At 51.2% G+C, this 20,512-nt stretch carries 17 protein-coding genes; 1 reads left to right on the top strand and 16 read right to left on the bottom strand.

Annotated features, from left to right (window positions below):
• Nucleotides 1–110 precede the first annotated feature (110 nt).
• From B5E82_RS04565 to B5E82_RS04520, 10 genes are all read right to left on the bottom strand, one after another.
• Nucleotides 111–956 (bottom strand): deoxyribonuclease IV, encoded by an 846-nt coding sequence (locus tag B5E82_RS04565; protein ID WP_087306251.1) that lies wholly within the window; start codon nt 954–956, stop codon nt 111–113.
• Nucleotides 953–1,984, bottom strand: coding sequence for a hypothetical protein (locus B5E82_RS04560; protein WP_087306249.1), 1,032 nt, complete (start codon nt 1,982–1,984; stop codon nt 953–955). The genes B5E82_RS04565 and B5E82_RS04560 overlap by 4 nt, the downstream gene beginning before the upstream one ends.
• Nucleotides 1,981–2,571, bottom strand: a complete 591-nt coding sequence (gene yfbR / locus B5E82_RS04555; protein ID WP_087306247.1) for a 5'-deoxynucleotidase — start codon at nt 2,569–2,571, stop codon at nt 1,981–1,983. Before yfbR ends, B5E82_RS04560 begins: the two co-directional genes overlap by 4 nt.
• Nucleotides 2,568–3,317, bottom strand: coding sequence for a hypothetical protein (locus B5E82_RS04550; protein WP_087306245.1), 750 nt, complete (start codon nt 3,315–3,317; stop codon nt 2,568–2,570). Before B5E82_RS04550 ends, yfbR begins: the two co-directional genes overlap by 4 nt.
• Nucleotides 3,318–3,486: 169 nt before the next feature.
• On the bottom strand, nt 3,487–4,926 hold the full coding sequence (gene miaB / locus B5E82_RS04545) for a tRNA (N6-isopentenyl adenosine(37)-C2)-methylthiotransferase MiaB (protein WP_087306572.1): 1,440 nt from the start codon (nt 4,924–4,926) through the stop codon (nt 3,487–3,489).
• 111 nt (nt 4,927–5,037) lie between these two features.
• Nucleotides 5,038–6,471 (bottom strand): phospholipase D family protein, encoded by a 1,434-nt coding sequence (locus B5E82_RS04540; protein ID WP_330398268.1) that lies wholly within the window; start codon nt 6,469–6,471, stop codon nt 5,038–5,040.
• 237 nt (nt 6,472–6,708) lie between these two features.
• Complete coding sequence (locus B5E82_RS04535) at nt 6,709–7,854, bottom strand: iron-containing alcohol dehydrogenase (RefSeq protein ID WP_087306241.1); 1,146 nt, start codon at nt 7,852–7,854, stop codon at nt 6,709–6,711.
• A gap of 108 nt (nt 7,855–7,962) precedes the next feature.
• Complete coding sequence (locus B5E82_RS04530) at nt 7,963–9,309, bottom strand: ATP-binding protein (protein ID WP_087306239.1); 1,347 nt, start codon at nt 9,307–9,309, stop codon at nt 7,963–7,965.
• A gap of 375 nt (nt 9,310–9,684) precedes the next feature.
• Nucleotides 9,685–11,571, bottom strand: coding sequence for an ABC transporter ATP-binding protein (locus tag B5E82_RS04525; RefSeq protein WP_087306238.1), 1,887 nt, complete (start codon nt 11,569–11,571; stop codon nt 9,685–9,687).
• A 24-nt stretch (nt 11,572–11,595) separates the two neighbouring features.
• Nucleotides 11,596–13,335, bottom strand: a complete 1,740-nt coding sequence (locus B5E82_RS04520; RefSeq protein ID WP_087306236.1) for an ABC transporter ATP-binding protein — start codon at nt 13,333–13,335, stop codon at nt 11,596–11,598.
• 379 nt (nt 13,336–13,714) lie between these two features.
• Here B5E82_RS04520 and B5E82_RS04515 point away from each other — a divergent pair, with 379 nt between their 5' ends.
• Entirely contained in the window at nt 13,715–14,596 is an 882-nt protein-coding gene (locus B5E82_RS04515) for a LysR family transcriptional regulator (protein ID WP_087306234.1), read from the top strand.
• A 71-nt stretch (nt 14,597–14,667) separates the two neighbouring features.
• On the opposite strand, the gene B5E82_RS04510 is transcribed toward B5E82_RS04515, so the two are convergent.
• From B5E82_RS04510 to B5E82_RS18625, 6 genes are all read right to left on the bottom strand, one after another.
• The gene (locus tag B5E82_RS04510; protein ID WP_087306232.1) at nt 14,668–16,461 is read right to left on the bottom strand and encodes an ABC transporter ATP-binding protein; all 1,794 of its coding nucleotides are present in this window, start codon (nt 16,459–16,461) and stop codon (nt 14,668–14,670) included.
• Between the two features lie 3 nt (nt 16,462–16,464).
• Nucleotides 16,465–18,189, bottom strand: coding sequence for an ABC transporter ATP-binding protein (locus tag B5E82_RS04505; protein ID WP_087306230.1), 1,725 nt, complete (start codon nt 18,187–18,189; stop codon nt 16,465–16,467).
• A 214-nt stretch (nt 18,190–18,403) separates the two neighbouring features.
• Nucleotides 18,404–19,009 (bottom strand): cytidylate kinase-like family protein, encoded by a 606-nt coding sequence (locus B5E82_RS04500; RefSeq protein ID WP_087306228.1) that lies wholly within the window; start codon nt 19,007–19,009, stop codon nt 18,404–18,406.
• A 4-nt stretch (nt 19,010–19,013) separates the two neighbouring features.
• Complete coding sequence (locus tag B5E82_RS04495) at nt 19,014–19,649, bottom strand: MATE family efflux transporter (protein ID WP_087306227.1); 636 nt, start codon at nt 19,647–19,649, stop codon at nt 19,014–19,016.
• 141 nt (nt 19,650–19,790) lie between these two features.
• A complete protein-coding gene (locus B5E82_RS04490) occupies nt 19,791–20,192 on the bottom strand; it encodes a hypothetical protein (protein WP_087306226.1) in 402 nt (133 codons plus the stop codon).
• Complete coding sequence (locus B5E82_RS18625) at nt 20,192–20,326, bottom strand: hypothetical protein (RefSeq protein WP_275533156.1); 135 nt, start codon at nt 20,324–20,326, stop codon at nt 20,192–20,194. The genes B5E82_RS04490 and B5E82_RS18625 overlap by 1 nt, the downstream gene beginning before the upstream one ends.
• Nucleotides 20,327–20,512 lie beyond the last annotated feature (186 nt).

The raw sequence follows: 20,512 nt of genomic DNA, 5'->3' as shown, positions 1-20,512 counted from the left end.
AAATACCGCCTGATATCTGTCCGGCCCGGCGGCCGGATAAGGTATCAGGCGGTATCTGCGTCTCTGTTCTATTCTACTCTCTTCTGTTCTCTCTTCTTTTTTCTACCCTTTTATTCTTTTTTGGTTTCCCCATATGCTTCTCTCAGCATGGAAATCTCTTTCATCCAGCCTGCGTCGTCATTGGGGGTCTCAAGAATAAAGGGCAGTTCCCGAAGCGCGGGGTGATGGATGATCCGCACAAAGGCCTCCCACCCAATCTGTCCCTCTCCTATCCGGGCATGACGGTCCTTGTGACTTCCCAATCCATTCATGCTGTCGTTGATGTGGATGGCTTTCAGGCGCTTCAGGCCTATGACCCGGTCAAATTCCTCAACAACTTCTTCCAGCCGGTTTACGATATCATAGCCGCCATCCCAGACATGGCAGGTATCCAGGCAGACGCCCATCTTTTCTGAAAGGCGGACCTTATCCAGGATCGCGCGCAGCTCTTCAAAGTTTCTTCCTATCTCGCTGCCCTTTCCGGCCATGGTCTCCAGCAGAACCGTGGTCGTCATTTCCTCATACAGACACTCATTCAGAAGATCCGCAATCTGTCTGATTCCCGTCTCCACTCCCTGCCCCACATGGCTTCCGGGATGAAAATTATAATAATTTCCCGGGGTATATTCCATTCGGGCCAGATCTTCTGAAAATGCCTCATGAGCGAAACGCCGTACTTCCGCTTTGTCCGAGCAGGCATTCAACGTATAGGGCGCATGAGCGACGATCTTTCCATACCCTTTTTCTTTCCATAAGGCCAGAAACTTTCCCACATCAGATTCTGAGACAGCTTTGGCGCTTCCTCCCCGGGGATTGCGGGTGAAAAAGGCAAAGGTGCTGGCCCCCAGCTTCAGCGCCTGCTTTCCCATTGCCTCATACCCTTTGGCCGATGAAATGTGGCTTCCTATCTTCATCATAGCGCCAGCTCCTTCAGCGTGACGCTCACCCAGCCGCTGCCGTATTCTTCGCTTTCATAATTAAAACCGGCTTCCAGTCCTACCGGAGAGTAAAAGTAAAAGCTCTGGTCCGGATCGTTCAGGATAGAAAGAAACACTTCATCGCTGAGATTGTCCAGATAAGCAACTGCGCCATTCTGTGTCTGATTCTGGGATCGGAAACGCATCACCAGCTCCTCGTCCACTGTTATCATTTCCCCGGGCTCTAACAGTTCTCCGGTCTCCAGATCAAAAGTCAGAGCCGATACACGCGGAAGCGTCCCCTGATCTCCATAAAGACTGTGCTGAAATACAATGCTTATCATCTCCTCATCCATGTAGGTGACATAGCCCAGGGTGGAAGTTCCTCCGGAATACTCCTGATAACTGTCTCTGTATTCCAGAGCCGCCTGTGTAATTTTTCTGTTTACCGCGCTGTAATCCCCGTCCCCATCCAGCAGCGGGTAGGTGGAATAATAGGTGCAGTAGTCCTCTTCATCGTCCGGCGTAATGGAATCCACGATCCAGGAGATTCCATAGCTCAGATCTGTCCTCGTGGAATCTACAATCTCTCTGTAATAGGGATCATCCTCATCCGGAACATAGTACCCGGAATCATAGCCATAATCGTCGTAGTAATCATCGTCATAGTAGCCGCCGTCATAATAACCGTTGTCCCAGGAGCTTTCCGAATTTACTGTTTTCCCTATGGAACTGAAGAAAAAGGCAGCGGCAAGGATCAGCAGAATCAGAAGGAAGCCTGCGCCGGTGACTGCAAGAGCAATCATCAGCCCCTTTTCCCTGTGCTTCTTCTGCCGCGGCTGCATAGCCGGCGCACTCTGATAAGGCTGCCGCTGAGACTGTCCATAAGCTTCTGCCGTCCGGGAGCTGTCCTGCGTCTGAGAACCGCCAGCCGCTCTGCGGTCCGTATAGCCGCAGCTTCTGCATACGCCATTCTGCATCAGAGCCCCGCATCGGGGACAAAATCCGAAATCCTTATTTTCGCTCATGCCTCTCCTCCTGTAAGTTCATCAAGATTTTTTCCGTATGCGTCTATAAAATACTCCAGAAAAAGCTCTGTCTCCGGAAGCTTCATACTCCGGATATGGTTCAGAGCCATCTCTCTGGCACTGATAAACTCCCGGTTTCCCGCCTGCTCCTCTTCAATACATTTGATGTAGGCAGACAGCTTGTCCGCCGCCTTCACCAGTTTCCAGAGATAGGCGTCTTCTTCCTTTTTTTCAAATATCTCAAGATAGGCATCCTGCATACGTTCCGGAAGCATGGACAGCAGCGTCCGGGAAGCCTGATGCTCGATATCTTTATAACTATCCTTGATCCGGGAATTATAGTATTTTACCGGTGTAGGCATATCACCTGTAATGATCTCGGTGGCATCGTGGTACATGCCGAATACCGCCGCTTTCTGAGCATCCAGTTCTTTTCCCAGGCAGGTGTTCCCGATCACCGCCAGGGCATGGGCGATCATGGAGACCTCCAGACTGTGCTCGCTTAAGTTTTCCTGCCGGGAATTGCGCATCAGAGCCCAGCGGTCAATGTATTTCATCCGGGACATCATTGCAAAAAAGCTGTTCATAATCCGCCTCCTTCTCCGCCGGAGAAGCCGTCTTTTTTCCCTTTCTTCTTTTCTGAAGCTTTCTTTTCCGTAATCAGACAGATATTACTGACCAGAAAACTGCTGTACTTTTTGACGTATTTTTCAAATTCCTGCCAGGAAATATAGTATTCTTTTCCCCAGGAAGAGATCTGCAGATAGCCGTTCTCCAGTCCTGTCACCACCACAAAATGAGCCTTTACCTCGGCGGCGGGAAAATACAGTCCGTTCTCCTGACGATACAGACAGAGCTTGTGTTTTCTCCAGAACGGAATGTTCTGGCCCACAGCCAGAAGAACCGGCAGATCCCTGGCCAGGCTTTCTTCTATACGTGAATACAGCTTTTCATGGCTGATACACCATCGGGCCCGAAAATCCATCTTATAATGGCGGAAGTAGCGGTTCATGGCGTGGGGAACCAGAAATCCTGGCACCCCAAAGCCCGGAATAATGCCCAGATATCTTCTGCGTATTTTCCGCAGGTAACGCTCATACCTGGGGTATGACAGATTTCCGTCTTCTCTCAAAATTCCATACTGCAGATCGGTACTGCAGGAAAGGCGGTGGATTCCCATATACAAAAGCACATCCCCCATGGCGACCACCCCGCAGCCATATTTCTGCATCGTGCGGGAACTGCACCAGGTCTGGCTTCCGCCATATGAGAGTCCGTTCTGTGTCTTGACGGAAAAATAGGGATACCGCAGGCAGCAGCGCTTCATTTCCATATACGTGTCCTCGTTTCTCTTCAGTGTCAGCGGTCAGGACGGCAGGTCCGGCACGCTGACCCCGGCTTTTCTTCAGAATTTTATTATAACATAATCCATTCCGGCTGTCACCTGAAAAGGCCGGGCTCCGGCTGTCCGGCTCCCGGCCTGGAATATATAAAAGGTTGATTTAAGATGACGTTATCACGGTCCCCATATAATAGAAGCCCTTACATTCCTCCAGCCGTACGGTAAGGTACTCTCCGATCCGGGAAGCGTCTCCCGGAAAATGGACCAGAAGATTATTGCTCATTCTTCCGGTCAGGTAACCGGGCTTATGATCATTTACCTCCTCCGCCAGTACCTCCTGCACAGTTCCGGCAAACCGGGCAGTCTGCTCTTTTGCCTGTTCCTGCACCAGGGCCAGCAGCCGGTCAAACCGATCCTTTGTCACCTCCGGCGGCACCTGATCCTCCATGGCTGCTGCCGGAGTCCCGGTTCTCTTGGAATAGATAAAGGTGTAGGCATTGTCATAGCGCACCTGGCGCACCACATCCAGCGTATCCAGAAAATCCTCCTCTGTCTCTCCCGGAAAACCCACGATGATATCTGTGGTCAGAGAAATATCCGGAATTTCTCTTCGGATCTTTCCTGCAAGTTCCAGATACTGCTCCTTGGTATACCGCCGGTTCATGGCCTTCAGAATCCGGGTGCTTCCCGACTGCAGAGGCAGATGCAGGTGGCGGCAGATTTTCTTTGAAGCTTTCATGGCTTCAATCAGCTCGTCTGAGAGATCCTTCGGGTGAGAGGTCATGAACCGAATCCGGCGGATTCCCTCGATCTCTTCCACTTTTTTCAGAAGCTCCGCAAAGGAGAGGGGTTCCTCCAGAGTCTTTCCGTAGGAATTCACATTCTGGCCAAGCAGCATGATTTCTGTCACGCCGTCCGCCGCCAGGGTTCGGATTTCCTTTAGAATGTCCTCCGGTCTCCGGCTTCGTTCCCGACCGCGTACATAGGGAACGATACAGTAGCTGCAGAAATTATTGCAGCCAAACATGATATTGACTCCGGATTTAAAGGAGTATTTCCGCTCCACGGGCAGATCCTCCACGATCTGATCGGTTCCCTTCCAGATATCTATGATCTGTCCTCCGCATTCCAGACTCTCAGCCAGAAGCTCTGCGAATTTGAAAATATTGTGGGTGCCGAAGATCAGATCCACAAAACGGTAGCTTTTTTTCAGCTTCTCAATGACCTCCGGTTCCTGCATCATACAGCCGCAGAGCGCGATGCGAAGGCCCGGCCGTTCCTTTTTCCGGTGTTTTAAAAGCCCAAGATGACCGTACACTTTCAGGTTGGCGTTTTCCCGGACCGTGCAGGTATTGTAAATTATAAAATCAGCTGTCTCCGCCTCTGCCGGCTGATAGCCTGCCTGCTCCAGAATTCCGGCAAGCTTCTCGGAGTCCCGGGCATTCATCTGGCAGCCGAAGGTCGTCACGCAGAAAGTCAGCGGGCGGCCAAGCCTCCTGCTTTCCTCCTGCACCTTCCGTCTACATACCTCTATAAAATAGTACTGGCGCTCCGGCTCCGCAGCCGGAGCCAGAGCCTGAATTTCCGCGTAATTGCTCATGTCTCTTTCCTCATACTTTCCAATATCACGCCCCGCAGATCCGCCGGGCATAGAACTCTTCTGTCATAGTAACTGATTCCGCAGCTTCCTGCAAGTATTTTCAGGCCAGATTCAGACCAGACACCGGAAGGGCTGGACCACAAAGCCGAAGACAGCCCAGGCGATCCGCTTCATCAGCGGCGCGGTCTGGATCTCCAGATGCTCCGGAGCTTCATAGGTGTCTGCGTCAATGATTTTTCTGGAATCCTCCTGCATGGCCATCAGATATCCCTCCAGCTCCTGATTCAGTTCCTCGCTCTGCACCACAAGCATCAGCTCCGTGTCCACATAGGTGCTGCGCAAATCCAGATTATAGGAGCCTATCACAGATAAATCCCCGTCAATCAGCGCGCTCTTCCCGTGGTTGGAGATGCCGCCGTCGTATTCATAAAGGGGGATTCCTGTAGCGACCACCTTATCTTTATGGCGCAGATAATCGCTGGAAGCCACAAAATTATCTCCATTTTCCACAGAATTCAGCAGAATCCGGATATCCGGGACCTTATCGCCAAGCTCTGTCAGGCGCTCATACATCCAGGAGTTGCAGACGACATAGGGAGACTGAAAAATCACTCGTTCCCGGGCCTGTCCCATCAGCTCTGTCAGCTCATAAAAGAGCACCGGTTCTTTCCCATAAGGGTGTGTAGGATTGGACAGCAGCGTAATCTTTCCTGACTCATAGGTATGCGCCTCATAATCCCAGGAGCCATCGAACAATTCCGGATATTCCGCAGTCAGGGAAGCGTACCGTTCTTTCAGAAACGTCTTTTCTTCTTTGACTTTCTTCTTTTTGGCCAGCGCCTCATTATCATGGAAGGGTTTGCAGATGTCCAGATTCCAGACTCCTTCAAAATAAGCTTCCAGCTCTTTTAAAGAGGTGTCGGGATTTCCCGGCTCCGTATTATAGACCAGAACCTCCCGGTCATAGCTTACATTCTCATCCGTATAATTTCCGATAAAGTAATCAAAGGTGTTGCGTCCGCCCAGAAGATAGGCTTTTTCATCCACGATCACATACTTGTCATGCATCCGCCCCATCAGTTTCCAGGGAGTCAGAAGATTTAACGGGTTGTAGATGCGGATCTCCACATTCGGGTGGGACGACAGGGCATAGAATAGCTCTCTGCCTTCCATGCGGACCGCGCCGCTGACTCCGTCCACCAGAATCCGGATCTTCACGCCTTCATCTGCTTTTTCCTGAAGAACCGCCAGGATATCCCTGGTGCTTTCGCCTTCTCTCATGTCAAAGGTGGAGAGAATAATGCGGTCCTCCGCCTGGCTTAAAAGCCGCATACGCTCTTCCCAGGCGCTCATATTCGTCTCCAGGAGAGCGGTCCGTTCCGGCCCTGTTCCATTCATGCGGAAGCTTTTTGAACCGAACCCGCCGGCTGTATTCCCGTCAATCTTCGGATACGCGAAAAAAGGAGCCACAGCCCCCATAATCAGATAAGCCAGTATAAACAGCAGCAGGCAGGTGATCTTATGCCGCTTGAAAAATCGTATCATAGGTCTTTTCCTCATCCGTCTTCTCTACACTGTTCTGCCTTGGTTTTCCACATAAAAATCCGGAGAGGAGTCTTGCAGAATGGATTCCTCTCCGAACAGTATTGTATAATCAAAGCCCCATGATTGCAACTCTTTTTTCGTGGAACAGGCGCTTTGCCCCGGCAGACGCTTCCCGGCTGATAGACGAACCTCTCCTCTTCCCGCCGGTAGATAGAAAAGTATCTATGAAAGCCTGCGTTACATACATTCCATCAGAATCTCATAGATCTCATCGCGGCCAAGTTCCCGCGGATTGCATTTGATCACATTGCAGGTATCTGCCACATTCTTTAAAAGCTCCGGCGTGATCTCGGTCTTCGAGCGAAGCTCACCCATCTTTGTGGGAAGTCCGCATTCTTTGATAAAGGCCGCAAGAGCCTCCAAGCTCTCCCCGGCGCTTTCCACGCCGAAGACCTCTTTGCCGAACCGCTCGAATTTCTCCTTTGCGTCCTTTACAATATGACGGTAATAAGCCGGATGGATCACGGCCAGTCCCTGTCCGTGGTTGCAGTCCGTATAGGCTCCAAGCTGATGCTCCAGCTGATGAGCCTGGAAGTCTGTGACTCTGCCCACTTTCAGGATTCCGTTCTCCGCCATTGCGGAGTCCCACATCAGGTTGCTCCGGGCCTGAATGTCATTGATATTCTTCAGAAGACGGCGCATATTTACCACTGTATTGCGCATGATCGCAAGGGCTACGTCATCCGATACGTTATCCTGGTCAGAATTTCCGAAGTAAGTCTCCATGGCATGGCTTAAGGTGTCAAAGGCTCCGGAAATCACCTGCATATGAGGCAGGGACATGGTGTACTCCGGGTCCAGAATGGCAAACCTGGGAGCCGCCGCTGCCATGCCGGCCTTGATGATTTTCTCCTCGTTGGTGATCACGGCCCCGCCGTTCATCTCCGCTCCCGTACCGGAAGCCGTCACCACCGCGCCCATGGGAAGCACTTCTGTAGGAAACTGATGCTCTGTCATCTCCATCTCCCAGAGATCTTTGTCCGTCTTTGCCTGAGCCGCCACGATCTTGCAGCAGTCAATAACGGAGCCGCCGCCCACAGCCAGAATGAAATCAATCTTCTGCTCCTTTGCCAGTTTTGCGCCCTCCTGCACCTTTACGTAGGTGGGATTCGACATGATGCCGGAGAAATCTGTCACGGTCTTGCCCGCGTTCTCCAGGATCGTCTTCAGCTCATCGTAGATTCCGTTTTTCTTTACGGAACCGCCGCCGTAGGCCAGCATTACATTTTTCCCATATCCGGAAACAGCTTCCGCCAGATGCTCTCTCGCTGCTCCCTCGCCGAAATAAACTTTTGTCGCGTATTCATATACAAATTTCTGCATGATCCGCATCTCCTTCCTGACTGTTATTATAGGCTTTTTCTTCTTTTTATAGAAGAAACAATGTGTTGGTCAGTGAAAACCTGCGGGTTTGCAGAGGAGGCATTTTCATTAAAGAAAAACCTGCCGCTGTTCCAGCGCCAGCCCAATGAGCCGGTTCACCTGGTCAGCCATAAATAAGGGAATATTCAGAACATCATCGTCCAGCTTCAAATTATTCAAAGAAAACCGGATACGGAGCCTGGTCTGATCCGGGAACAGTTCTTTGAATTTCCGGAGGCTTCTGCTGGTGGTATTCGCCTCAGATTTGACCTCCACAGGAAAAATATCATTTTCACGCTGAACCAGAAAATCCACTTCATAGGGCGGATTACTCTGGTTCCAATACCGGGGAGCTGCTTCAAACTGCGTAACCAGGGTTTGCAGAACAAAGTTCTCAGTCAGTGCGCCCTTGAACTCGGTGAACAGGCGACTGCCCTCACCGAAGGCTGTAGGGGCCAGCTGGGACAGACGGCGGAGCAAACCCACATCCACCAGATAAATCTTAAATGCGGACAGATCATCATAGGCAGACATGGGCAGGCCGGGAGCGGTGCTGCGGTAGACCTTATGCACCAGCCGGGCATCCACCAGCCACTGCAGGGCGTCCTCGTATTCACGGGCTCTTGCGCCCTCTTTGACCACCCTGTAGAGAAACTTCTTATTCTCCCTTGCCAGCTGGGACGGGATGGACTTCCAGATCATCGATATCTTCGGAAACTCACTGACATTGGGGTGTTTTGCAAAGTCACGCTCATAGGCGCCAATAATATCAGACAGGGCTTCCTGCATGGCGGAGACGTCCCGCGCTTCCGTCCACATAAGCACAGGTTCCGGCATTCCCCCGGTGACATAGTACATCTTGAGCTTCTCATAGAGAGGATTGAAAAAGGCGTCAGGAATCGGCTCGATGGTATCCACGCCCTCCAGATACTCCGCCAGATTTCCGTCACCATTGGCAAGCAGGAATTCCGTGAAGGTCATAGGGTCGATCTGCATGAAGTTGACCTTGCCCACCGGGAAGGAAGATGGCCTGGCCAAAGCAATCCCCAGCAGAGAACCGGCACAGGCCATGTGATACTGCGGAGCATTCTCGCAGAAATACTTCATAGAGTTGATAACCTTGGGACAGTCCTGCACTTCGTCAAAAATAATGAGGGTCTTTTCCGGTACAATCTTCTGACCGCTGGCCAGCATCAGATTTTGCAAAATACGATCCACATCCTTGGTAGTCTCGAAAAACTGCTTGTACTCTTCGTTCTCATCAAAGTTAAAATAAGCTGTATTCTCATAATAGCGCCTGCCGAATTCTTTGAGAACCCAGGTCTTACCCACCTGGCGCACACCCTTTAAGATCAGCGGTTTGCGGTAAGGAGAATTTTTCCAGTCCAGCAGCTTCTTCATAATCAGTCGTTCCATATACACACTCCTTCACGCTTTTATTAATATATACATGCATTAAAATCACATTTTTATTAAAGTTTTTGTGTATTGCGATCACATTTTTATTATATTCTGCTTCCGTCAAAATTACAACCATCATCACGAAAATATTTAATTTCAGATATACAGAACTTTTTCCATTACAGCAAAACCGCCGTACAGGTTTCCCTATACGGTGGCAGAGCCACAATATGTTCCGGCACGGCAGCAGCCATTTCTCTGCGCCTATGTCTTCAAATCCACATCCATGCGGATACTTGTTTGCGGGAATTGAAACGGCGGGAAGCCTTCTTGGGGCTTTCCCGCCTTGATTATTGTGCGGAACACTGTCTCGCAAAATCAGTTTGTAAACTAATCCGCAAAATTTCCGGTATACAGCTGGTAATATTTTCCTTTCTGCGCAATCAGATCGTCGTGGGTTCCGCGCTCGATGATCCGGCCCTGCTCCATTACCATGATACAGTCCGAATTCTTGACCGTGGACAGACGGTGGGCGATTACAAAGGTGGTGCGTCCCTTCATCAGCGCGTCCATGCCGGCCTGCACCAGCTTCTCGGTACGGGTATCGATGGAAGAGGTCGCCTCATCCAGGATCAGGGCAGGCGGATCTGCCACAGCCGCGCGGGCGATGGCCAGAAGCTGGCGCTGTCCCTGGCTTAAGTTCGCTCCATCTCCAGTCAGCATGGTCTGATAGCCGTCGGGCAGACGGCGGATAAAGCCGTCGGCGTTGGCCAGCTTTGCGGCCTTGATGCATTCTTCGTCGGTGGCGTCCATCTTGCCGTAGCGGATATTGTCCATGACCGTTCCGGTAAACAGGTGGGTATCCTGAAGCACGATTCCCAGCGAGCGGCGCAGATCCGGCTTTTTGATCTTATTGATATTGATATCGTCATAGCGGATTTTCCCGTCCGCGATATCGTAAAACCGGTTGACCAGGTTCGTAATCGTGGTCTTGCCCGCGCCTGTAGCGCCTACAAAGGCAATCTTCTGTCCCGGCTTCGCGTACAGCGTAATATGATGCAGCACAATCTTGTCTTCCGTGTAGCCGAAATCCACGTCGTCGAACACCACGCCTCCTTCCAGCTTCCGGTACGTAACTGTTCCGTCCGCCTTGTGCGGATGCTTCCAGGCCCACAGATTTGTGCGTTCTGCGGATTCTGTCAGACTGCCGTCTTCATCTTCCTTTACATTCACCAGCTCCACATAGCCTTCATCCTTCTCCGGCTCCTGATCCATCAGATCAAATACACGCTGGGCTCCGGCCGCCGCGTTTACCACGAAGTTGATCTGCTGGCTTACCTGGGTAATCGGGTTTGTGAAGCTCTTATTCAGTCCCACGAAGGTAACGACAGTACCGATGGTCACGCCGGCCAGGCCGTTGATACCGAGAATGGCTCCCACAATGGCCACCAGCGCGTAGCTGATCCAGCCGATATTGGCATTTACGGGCATCAGCAGGTTTGCGTAGCCGTTGGCCTTATTTGTGCTGTCCCGAAGCTTCTCATTTACCTTATGAAAGTCATCCATGGCTTTCTCTTCATGGCAGAAGACCTTGACCACCTTCTGGCCGTCCAGCATTTCCTCGATAAAGCCGTCTACCGCGCCCAGGTCAATCTGCTGGCGGATGTAATATTTTCCGGACAGTCTCGAAAAGGTCGAGGTCACCAGAAGCATGACCACAGCCGTCAGAATGGAAATAACCGTCAGCGCGGGATTCAGAAGTATCATGGTGACAAGAGTCGCCGCCATGGTGATGACAGAGTTGATAATCTGGGGAATACTCTGGCTCAGCAGCTGCCGCAGAGTATCCACATCATTGGTATAGACGGACATGATGTCGCCGTGGGCGTGGGTATCAAAATATTTGATGGGAAGAGATTCCATTCTCCGGAACAGATCGTCTCTTAAATGCAGCATAGTTCCCTGGCTCACATTGACCATAATCCGGTTATAGGTGAACGCCGTTATAACGCCCAGCCCCATCACGCAGGCCAGGCGGACCAGATCTGCGGCCAGGCCGCTGAAATCTCTGGAGCCGTTCGCCAGCATGGGCGTAATATAATCGTCCACCAGGGTCTGAGGGAAGGTCGCCCCCACAACCGTGGCGATGGCTGTAATCAAAATACAGGCAATGACGAACAGAAACGGGATTTTATAATAATGGAGCATATAACGAATGACTCTTTTAATCAATTTTGTGGCTATGCCCACTTCAGGTCTTGATTGTTTTTTGTTCATAGATCTGTTTTCCTCCTTCCTGATTTACGCGGGCTGGTCGAAGTCACCGCCGCCTTCCATCTGGGAATGATAAATTTCCTGATAGATGGCGTTGTTCTCCAGCAGATTTTCATGGGTATCAAAGGCGTCGATACGGCCGTCGTCCAGCACCAGAATCCGGTCCGCAGACTGTACGCTGGAAATACGCTGGGCAATGATGATCTTCGTGGTGCCGGGGATCTGCTCCGCGAACGCGGCGCGGATCTTCGCGTCCGTAGCCGTATCCACAGCGCTGGTGGAATCGTCCAGAATCAGTACCCGGGGCTTTTTCAGAAGGGCCCGTGCAATACACAGACGCTGCTTCTGTCCGCCGGAGACATTGGAGCCTCCCCTTTGAATCATCGTATGGTAGCCGCCCGGCAGCCGGTCGATGAATTCATCGGCGCAGGCCGCCCTGCAGGCTGCCACGCACTCCTCGTCTGTGGCGTCCGGATTGCCCCAGCGCAGATTATCCAGAATCGTTCCCGAAAACAGGGTATTCTTCTGAAGCACCACGGATACCTGGTTTCTTAAGACTTCCGTATCATATTTGCGCACATCCACGCCGCCCACACAGACAGAGCCGTCGTCCACATCATAGAGACGACAGATCAGATTTACCAGGGTGCTTTTTCCCGCCCCCGTACCGCCGATGACGCCGATGGTCTCGCCGCTGGCAATGTGCAGGTCGATATCAGACAGGGATTTCTCACCGCTGCCATGCTTATAGGAAAAGTTTACATGATTAAAATCAATACGCCCGTCGGGAACCTCCATCACCGGATTCTCCGGATCGCCCAGGTCCGCTTTCTCATTCAGCACCTCGCTGATACGGCGGATGCTGGCAAGCGACATGCTGATCATAACTACCACCATGGAAAGCATCATCAGGCTCATCAGAAGAGACATGATGTAGCTGAACAGACTGGTCAGATCGCCGGTGGTCATGGAACCGCCCACAATGTACTGAGCGCCGAACCAGGAGACGGAAATAATGCAGAAGTACACAGCGACCATCATGGCCGGGTTGTTGAAGGCCAGAAGCCCCTCCGCTTTCACAGAAAGATCATAAAGCATTTTGGAAGCTTTTGAGAACTTCACATTCTCATAGTTCTCCCGGACAAACGCCTTAACCACACGGATGGCGGATACGTTTTCTTGGACGCTGGCATTCAGATCATCGTACCGCTTAAAGACCTGATTGAAAATTTTCAGTGTAATCACCATGATGGAACCGATGACGATGACCAGAAACACCACGGCAATCAGGAACATGGCGCTCAGGCGCGGGCTGATAATCATGCACATGGCAAAGCTGAAAATCAGATTCAGCGGAGCCCGGACAGCCACGCGGATCACCATCATGAACGCATTCTGCACATTGGTGATATCTGTGGTCATTCGGGTCACCAGGCCCGGCACGCTGAATTTGTCAATATTGGAAAAGGAAAAGGTCTGGATATTGGCGTAGATGGCCTCACGCAGATTGGCCGACAATCCGGAGGACGCGGCCGCGGCGTTCCTACCTGCCATTGCGCCGAAAATCAGGCTTAAAAAGGCCATGAGCACCATCAGGGCTCCGTACCGGTAGACCACCGGCAGATTGCTGACTTCCAGTCCACGGTCTATGATAATCGCCGTAACAAAGGGCATCAGAATCTCCATAATAACTTCCAGGGCAGTCAGTCCGATACATAAAAAGGTATTTCGTTTGTACTGCTTAAGCTGCTGCAACACTTTTCTCACGTTTCAAAAACCTCCTGTCTGTTTTCATTTTACATCTTCCTGTACCTCGCCTTTTCAGGCTGGGCAGAAGTATTCTTCATTCTCCAAATGGTCCGGCTGCGGCGCAGTCTTGCGCCCGGCTGAAAGAAGCGCCTGTATGTATTCCTGTCAGCCGGGGGCATCCGTACCGTATAAAATACTAACGTACATTTTTATAAATGTAAAATCGAAAAATGTTATAACATATAAAAATATTTTATAGTTATATATTGTAATTTCTTATCTTCCATCCCCCATTCTTTTTTCTTGCTTTCTGAATCCGGATCTGCTATAATTCATCAATATATTTTATAAGATACTATCAATCTTTTTTATAATCAGATATTACAGGAGACTTTTTATGAATACCATACAGTTAGAATGTTTTGTGACCGCGGCGGAGCACCTGAGCTTTTCCAAGGCTTCCCAGGTCTTAAAAATCACGCAGCCTGCGGTCAGCCATCAGATTCAGTCTCTGGAGGAGGAGCTGGATGTAAAGCTTTTTGACCGCACAGGAAGGAATGTGTCGCTTACGCCGGAGGGCTTCCTGTTCCTTGCCGACGCGCGGCTTATCCTGAAGACCGCTCTCTCTGCAAGGGAGCGGCTGGGAAGACCGGAACATCTGCTGCCCCTGGAGCTGGGCTGCCACGACTACACGGAGCTGAAACTGTTTCCTCCTGTTCTCAGGAAGCTCGCGGGAGAATTTCCCCAGCTCCGGCCCTCCATCCGGGTGAATCCTTTTCCCTCTCTTCTGCAGCTGGTGGAAAATAATCAGGTACACGCGGCTCTGGGCATCCGAGGTGAACAGAAGAAATCCCCGCTTTCTTTTAAAGAGCTCTGCCAGGCTCCCGTAGTCTGTATCTGCTCCCCGGAGCATCCCCTTGCCGCCTGTCAGTCGCTGTCCAGGCGGCAGCTTACGGGAAGCTTCGTCGCCTGCTCTCCCCGCCAGATTCCGGATTTCCTGTTCACCATTCAGAGCCGTATCCTTTCAAACCTTCCCTCCGAGCACAGATATCTGGCAGAAAATATAGAAAGCACCTTAGCCCTTGTAAGGGCGCAGATGGGATATACCCTCTACCTGGATATCATTCCTGCCAGAGAGCCGGGCCTCTGCTACATTCCCGTAACCGGCTTTCCGAAGATTTCTTTCGGAATCTATTATCAGAAAAATCACGATCATCCTGTGCTGAAACGGTTTCTTGCCCTGATGTCCGAATATATGAAGGACTCTGCCCCGGCATAGGGCAGAGTCCCTGTTACAGCAGTATTTCGTATTTTATAAAACCTGCGGCAGCTCCTCTGGGCAGAACCGCATTATTCAAACTGACTGTAATACAGCTTCGCGTAAGCACCGTTCTTTTCCAGCAGTTCTTTGTGGCTGCCCTGCTCGATGATAGTTCCCTTTTCCATAAACAGGATAATATCCGCGTCGCGGATTGTGGAAAGCCGGTGGGCGATCACAAAGCTGGTGCGTCCGCTCATCAGCTTCTTCATAGCCTTGCCGATCTCCACCTCGGTACGGGTGTCCACGCTTGAAGTCGCCTCGTCGAGGATCAGAATCGGCGGATTGCAGAGGAATACTCTGGCAATTGTCAGAAGCTGTCTCTGTCCTGCGGACAGATTGGAAGCCTCGTTGTCCAGCACCGTATCATAGCCCTTGGGCATGGTGCGGATAAAATAATCCACCTTCGCGGCCTTCGCTGCGGCAATGATCTCCTCGCGGGGCGCGTCTGCCTTCCCATAAGCGATGTTTTCCGCAATCGTCCCGCCGAACAGCCAGGTATCCTGAAGCACCATGCCGAAGTTGTGTCTCAGTCCGCTCCGGCTCATGTCTGTGGATGCCACCCCGTCTATGGTGATTCCTCCTCCATGAATCTCATAGAAGCGCATCAGCAGGTTGATAAGCGTCGTCTTGCCCGCGCCTGTACTCCCCACTACCGCAATCTTCTGTCCGGGCTTCGCCTCAAAGCTGATATCCTTCATCAGCAGCTCGCCCGGATCGTAGCCAAAGCTTACATGCTCGAATGCAATATGCCCTTTGGCGCGCTCTGCCGCCGCTACATTTGCTTTGTCCGGGACTTCCTCTTCCTCATCAAGGAGCTCAAAGGTACGCTCCGCGGAGGCGATGGCCGACTGCAGAGAGTTGATCATATAAGAAGCCTCGGTCATCGGCTCGGCAGTCTGGTTCACATACTGGAAAAACGCCTGCACGACGCCGACGGTCATTCTTCCCTCGATCATAGCCTTTCCGGCGATCACCGCGATCACCACATGGGCGATACGGGTCAGCAGACGGATCAGAGGGTTCACGCAGTTCGTCAGGAAGTCTGCCTTCTGGCTGGCGATCCGGTTATCCTCCGCAGCCGCCCGCACCTGCTCAATACTCTGTTTTTCATGGTTATAGGCCTTGATTACGTTTCGTCCCTTATAATATTCCTCTGCAATACCTGTCAGGACTCCGATGGTCTCCTGTCTTGCCGCCGCGCTCTCCAGGCTTTTCTTCGCGACCATGTTTGTCACCAGTATGGCCGCCAGCATAAAGAGCAGGAAGATCACCGTCAGCGGCACGCTGTACAAAAACATAACGATCAGAGAGCCGATAATGGTGCCAATCGCCACAATCAGTTTCAGAAGACCGGTCTGCAGCACCTCCGCCACCTTATCCAGGTCGCTGGTCACACGGTTTAAGATCTCTCCCGCCTTGTTCCGGTCGAAGAACCGTAAGGGAAGCCGGTTCAGCTTGCAGGAAATCTCGGTACGCAGAGAGCAGGTCAGAGTCTCCGCCACGTTTGCCATCAGGTACGACTGAAGATAATAGAAAATCCAGGTGAAGAAATACTGGATCATCAGCTGTACCAGCTCTCTTCCCATATGGTTCCAGGTGATTACAAAGGGAGTTCCATTCTTCCAGGCGCTCTGGATGTTCGTCCAGAGCAGATCAATTACTCTGGCGCTGTAAAGGGGATTCCAGATACTAAGGCCCACATAAATCACAATCGAAACCGCCACCACAGTCAGGCGGATTCTCTGTCCGTGGAGCCTCTTTGCCAGACGCGCAGCCGTCTTCCATACATTCTGCGCCTTATTTGTATTATGATTCTGAACCATGTCCTACGCCTCCTTCGTCTGTGAATCTGAGATTTCCCGGTATACCGGGCAGTTTTCCATCAGCTCGTCATGAGTTCCTATGCCCGCCATTTCGCCCTCATGGATCACGATGATCTGATCCGCATGGCGGATGGAGCTGACTCTCTGGGCAATGATCACCACAGCCGCATCCTCCGTCTCAGAAGCAAGGGCCTTGCGGAGAGCCGCGTCCGTCTTGAAGTCAAGAGCGGAAAAGCTGTCGTCGAAGATATACAGCTCCGGCTTTTTCACCAGCGCTCTTGCAATGGAGAGACGCTGCTTCTGGCCGCCGGAGAAGTTGGTTCCGCCTTGGGCCACATAAGAATTCAGGCCGTCCGGCAGTGAACGGATAAAGTCTCCCGCCTGGGCTACATCTGCCGCGTGCATCAGTTCTTCATCTGTGGCGTCTGGTCTGCTGTATCTTAAATTATCCGCAATCGTTCCGGAGAACAGCCACGCCTTCTGCTGGACATATCCGATATGATCCCGGAGATTTTTCTGGGTCATCCGGCGGATATCTGTGCCGTTTAAGCAGATCTTTCCCGCCGTCACATCATGGAACCGGAGCATCAGAAGCGCGATCGTAGACTTTCCGCTTCCGGTTCCTCCGATAATAGCCGTCGTCTCGCCCCGGCGGCAGGTAAAATTCAGCCGGTGCAGCGTATTTTCCTCTGCGTCCGCGAACCGGAAGGACACATCGCGGAAGGAAAGCACTTCCTTATTATCCGGGTCCTCCTTCGGGTCCTCGGATACCAGGTCCCGGATCTCCGGCTGACAGTCCAGTACCTCACGAATTCGCTCGCAGCACTCCAGGGCTCGCGGCAGGGTCAGAATCACCATCTGCGCCATCATCAGAAAGAACAGCACCATCATCGCGTATTCGATCACTGCGGTAATATCGCCGATCTGAAGATGGCCTGCGCTGATACGGCCGCCGCTGAGCCAGTATACCACTACGACGAAAAAATTAATGCAGAAGAATGACAAACCGTCCAGATTCGCGAAGCGGCGGTTTGCCCGGATAGAGGTGTCCGCATAGTCAGAGTATGCCTCCGCCATACGCGCTTCCTCCCGCTTTTCATTATTAAAGGCGCGCACTACCCGGACACCCGTGATATTTTCCAGCAGTACCGTACTCATACGGTCCAGCAGTTTCTGCAGCTTTCGAAACAGCGGAGCGGCGCTCTTCATAATGCCGAAGGCAAGCAGCAGCACAACAAGAACCACTCCCAGCAGAAGGAAGCCCATTTCCACATCCAGCCGGAAAGCAAGCGCCAGCGCCAGCACGAAAATCACCGGCACCGGCAGAATCATCTGAATACAGCTCGTTACCGCAAACTGAATCGTAGTCACATCCGATACCGTACGGGTCGTAATAGACGCCGTACCAAACTGTCTGAAATCATAGATCGAGAGCTTCAGCGATTTCTTATAGACAACCTCCCGCATGTCTCTGCCCAGTCTTGCCGACAGGACAGCGCAGGTATAGCCGCCTGTGATGGCGCATACGCCTGATATCAGGGATGCAATTCCCATCTGGATTCCTGTTCCCAAAAGAATGCTAAAATCGCTTCCCGATGTCCCTTCGTTCAGAATTTCCGCCGCCAGGGTCGGGATATACAGAGCTCCTGCCACATCGATAACTAAAAACAAAACCGTGGCCGCGCACAGTTTCCAGTGCGGCTTCAAAAATTTTAAAATCAGTTTCACAACTCTTCCATCCTTTCTGTAACTTGTTCTTTATGGTCAACTGCCCTGTATGGACAGATTGCCAGCCATAAAAACCATCAGCAAATGCCTGCCGGGTGTATCGCACAAAAAATGCGCCCGGTTATCCTGACAATAACCGGGCGCACCCGACATCTTCTCCGATCCTGCAGCTGCGGCTGCAGGTCCTCAGATGATTGTATGATTAGCATGAATTTTACTGCATAAAAAGCTTTGCAAGCACAGGAACCATTTCCTTGATCACTGTCTGGGTCGTATTCACGCACAGATCATAGTTCAATCTGTCTCCCCAGCGTCTCCCTGTGTAATCCTGATAATACTTTGCCCTCTTTTTATCAATCAGGGCTATGTTCTGTCTCAGTTCCTTATCTGTCAGTCCTTCCTCTCCGGAAGACTTCTCCCGGCAGCGGCGTATTCTGCTCTCCATATCCGCATAGATGAAAATACGATACGGCTGTTCTTCTCTCAGAATATAGTCCGCGCACCGACCCACAATCACACAGTCCGACTGCTCCGCCATCTCTTTAATAATGCGCGTCTGCTCCTGATAGACGGCTATGCACTGCTCAAAGACCGGGTCCAGCAGCGGGTAGAAGCTTCTCCCTATGGTAATCGGGAAGGAACGGAACCGGTGGTGTTCCACAATATTCTGTACATATTCTTCCGAAAGAGCTGTTCTCTTTGCAATCTGGCTTATGATTTCGTGATCATAATATGCAATTCCCAGTTCTTCTGACAGTCTGCGGCCAAATTCTCTCCCACCGCTTCCAAATTCACGGCTCACCGTTATAATCCTGTTCATACTCTTACCTCCCCGTCTGCGCCAGCTTTTTTGTATAGCCGGCCATCTTCCAGATCACATATACTGCTATAACCGCCTCCGTAAACACCATCGCAAACCAGATGGAATCCGGACCTGCCACAGCCGGAAGCAGATTAATCCCGGGCGCAATCCTCAGAATCTCTGCTGTGGGCGACATAAAAATTCTTACATACACATTCGTCACCGCAAGGCTTAAAGCCGTCCAGAAGATACTGAAAAACGCCGCCGTTCCCAGGGCATATTTTAAAGTCTCCCGGACTCTTCCGCCATTTCCTGCACCAAAGTTGGTTGAAATAATCGGCTGGGCCGCCTGCCCCACGCTGTAGGCACAGCACTGGACAAAAGAGCTGATATTGACAATGATTCCGTATACAGCCAGCGCGTTCGTTCCCAGATATTTTACAATCTGTCTGTTAAACAGAATCGTAAGAATTCCCATCGCCACATCAATAAAGAATGTGGAGAATCCGGTCACTGTAATTTCGCGTAGCTTGTAAAGCAGCCTCTCGGGTCTGGTCAGACGGAGCGTATTCTTTTTGGAAAAGAAGTGGGACAGCATCACAAAGAAGGTGAGGGCGGACCCAATCGCCGTCGCAAGTCCCGCGCCAAAGGCACCCATGTCGCAGGTAAATACAAAAAAGCCGGATAAGGTGCAGGCGTTTCAGCCTGTGCCTTATCCGGCTTATCATTTCTTTTGAATGATTTGCCTCCGAGCAAGCACCACCTATTATAATACTTACATTTTTGATGTCAACACTTTTTATGAAATTTTCTGTAAATCACCGTAACAATAAAAACCTGTATCCGCAAGGCTGCTGCTTTCCAGATACTGCTCCAGCTTCTTCACGTCGAACCGCGGAATATAATTCTTTTTCATAAAGCTGATTTCCCTCTCGCTTGCCGGATGGAAGTTATACTTCGATACCTGCCCCGTAATATCATATAAACCTTCTCCAAAGGCAAGGGCACAATGCTCCTCTGCCCGGTTGATCATAAGACAGGAATTCCGGATTCTCCAGTGCAGAAACTGGGCAAACCAGAAACATCCTCCGTTCAGGAACAGTTTTTCCCAATTTTTTACGTCTGTTCTTGACGCAAAATAGGCTTCCAGCCGCCAGAGCACTGCTCTGTAACGGGCTTCTGCATCCGCTGCTCCCATCATCAGGCCTGCTCCTGTCTTCTCAGCTGTTCGATCTCCCGTCTGATTCTACGGCATATGCTGAAATTATCTTTGTCATTCCTCTCAAGACGGTTCAGTCTGTCTTTCAGCAGCATGATTTTCTGTAAATTATTCATTTTAAGCACATCCTTTCTGATAATTTTGAACATAAAAAATGCGCCCGGTTATCCTGACAATAACCGGGCGCACCCGACATCTTCTCGACAGCCAGACAGCTTCTTCCGGATGGATGTGCAGGCACATCCTCCAGGTCCGCTATCCTGGGAACCATTGCGATGGTTCGTCCTCCGATGATCTTATTC

It is taken from the genome of Lachnoclostridium sp. An138 (assembly GCF_002160765.1).
Lineage (GTDB): Bacteria > Bacillota > Clostridia > Lachnospirales > Lachnospiraceae > Laedolimicola > Laedolimicola faecalis.
The sequence above is the reverse complement of the archived record's forward strand: the minus strand, read 5'-3'. Positions and strand labels throughout refer to the sequence as shown.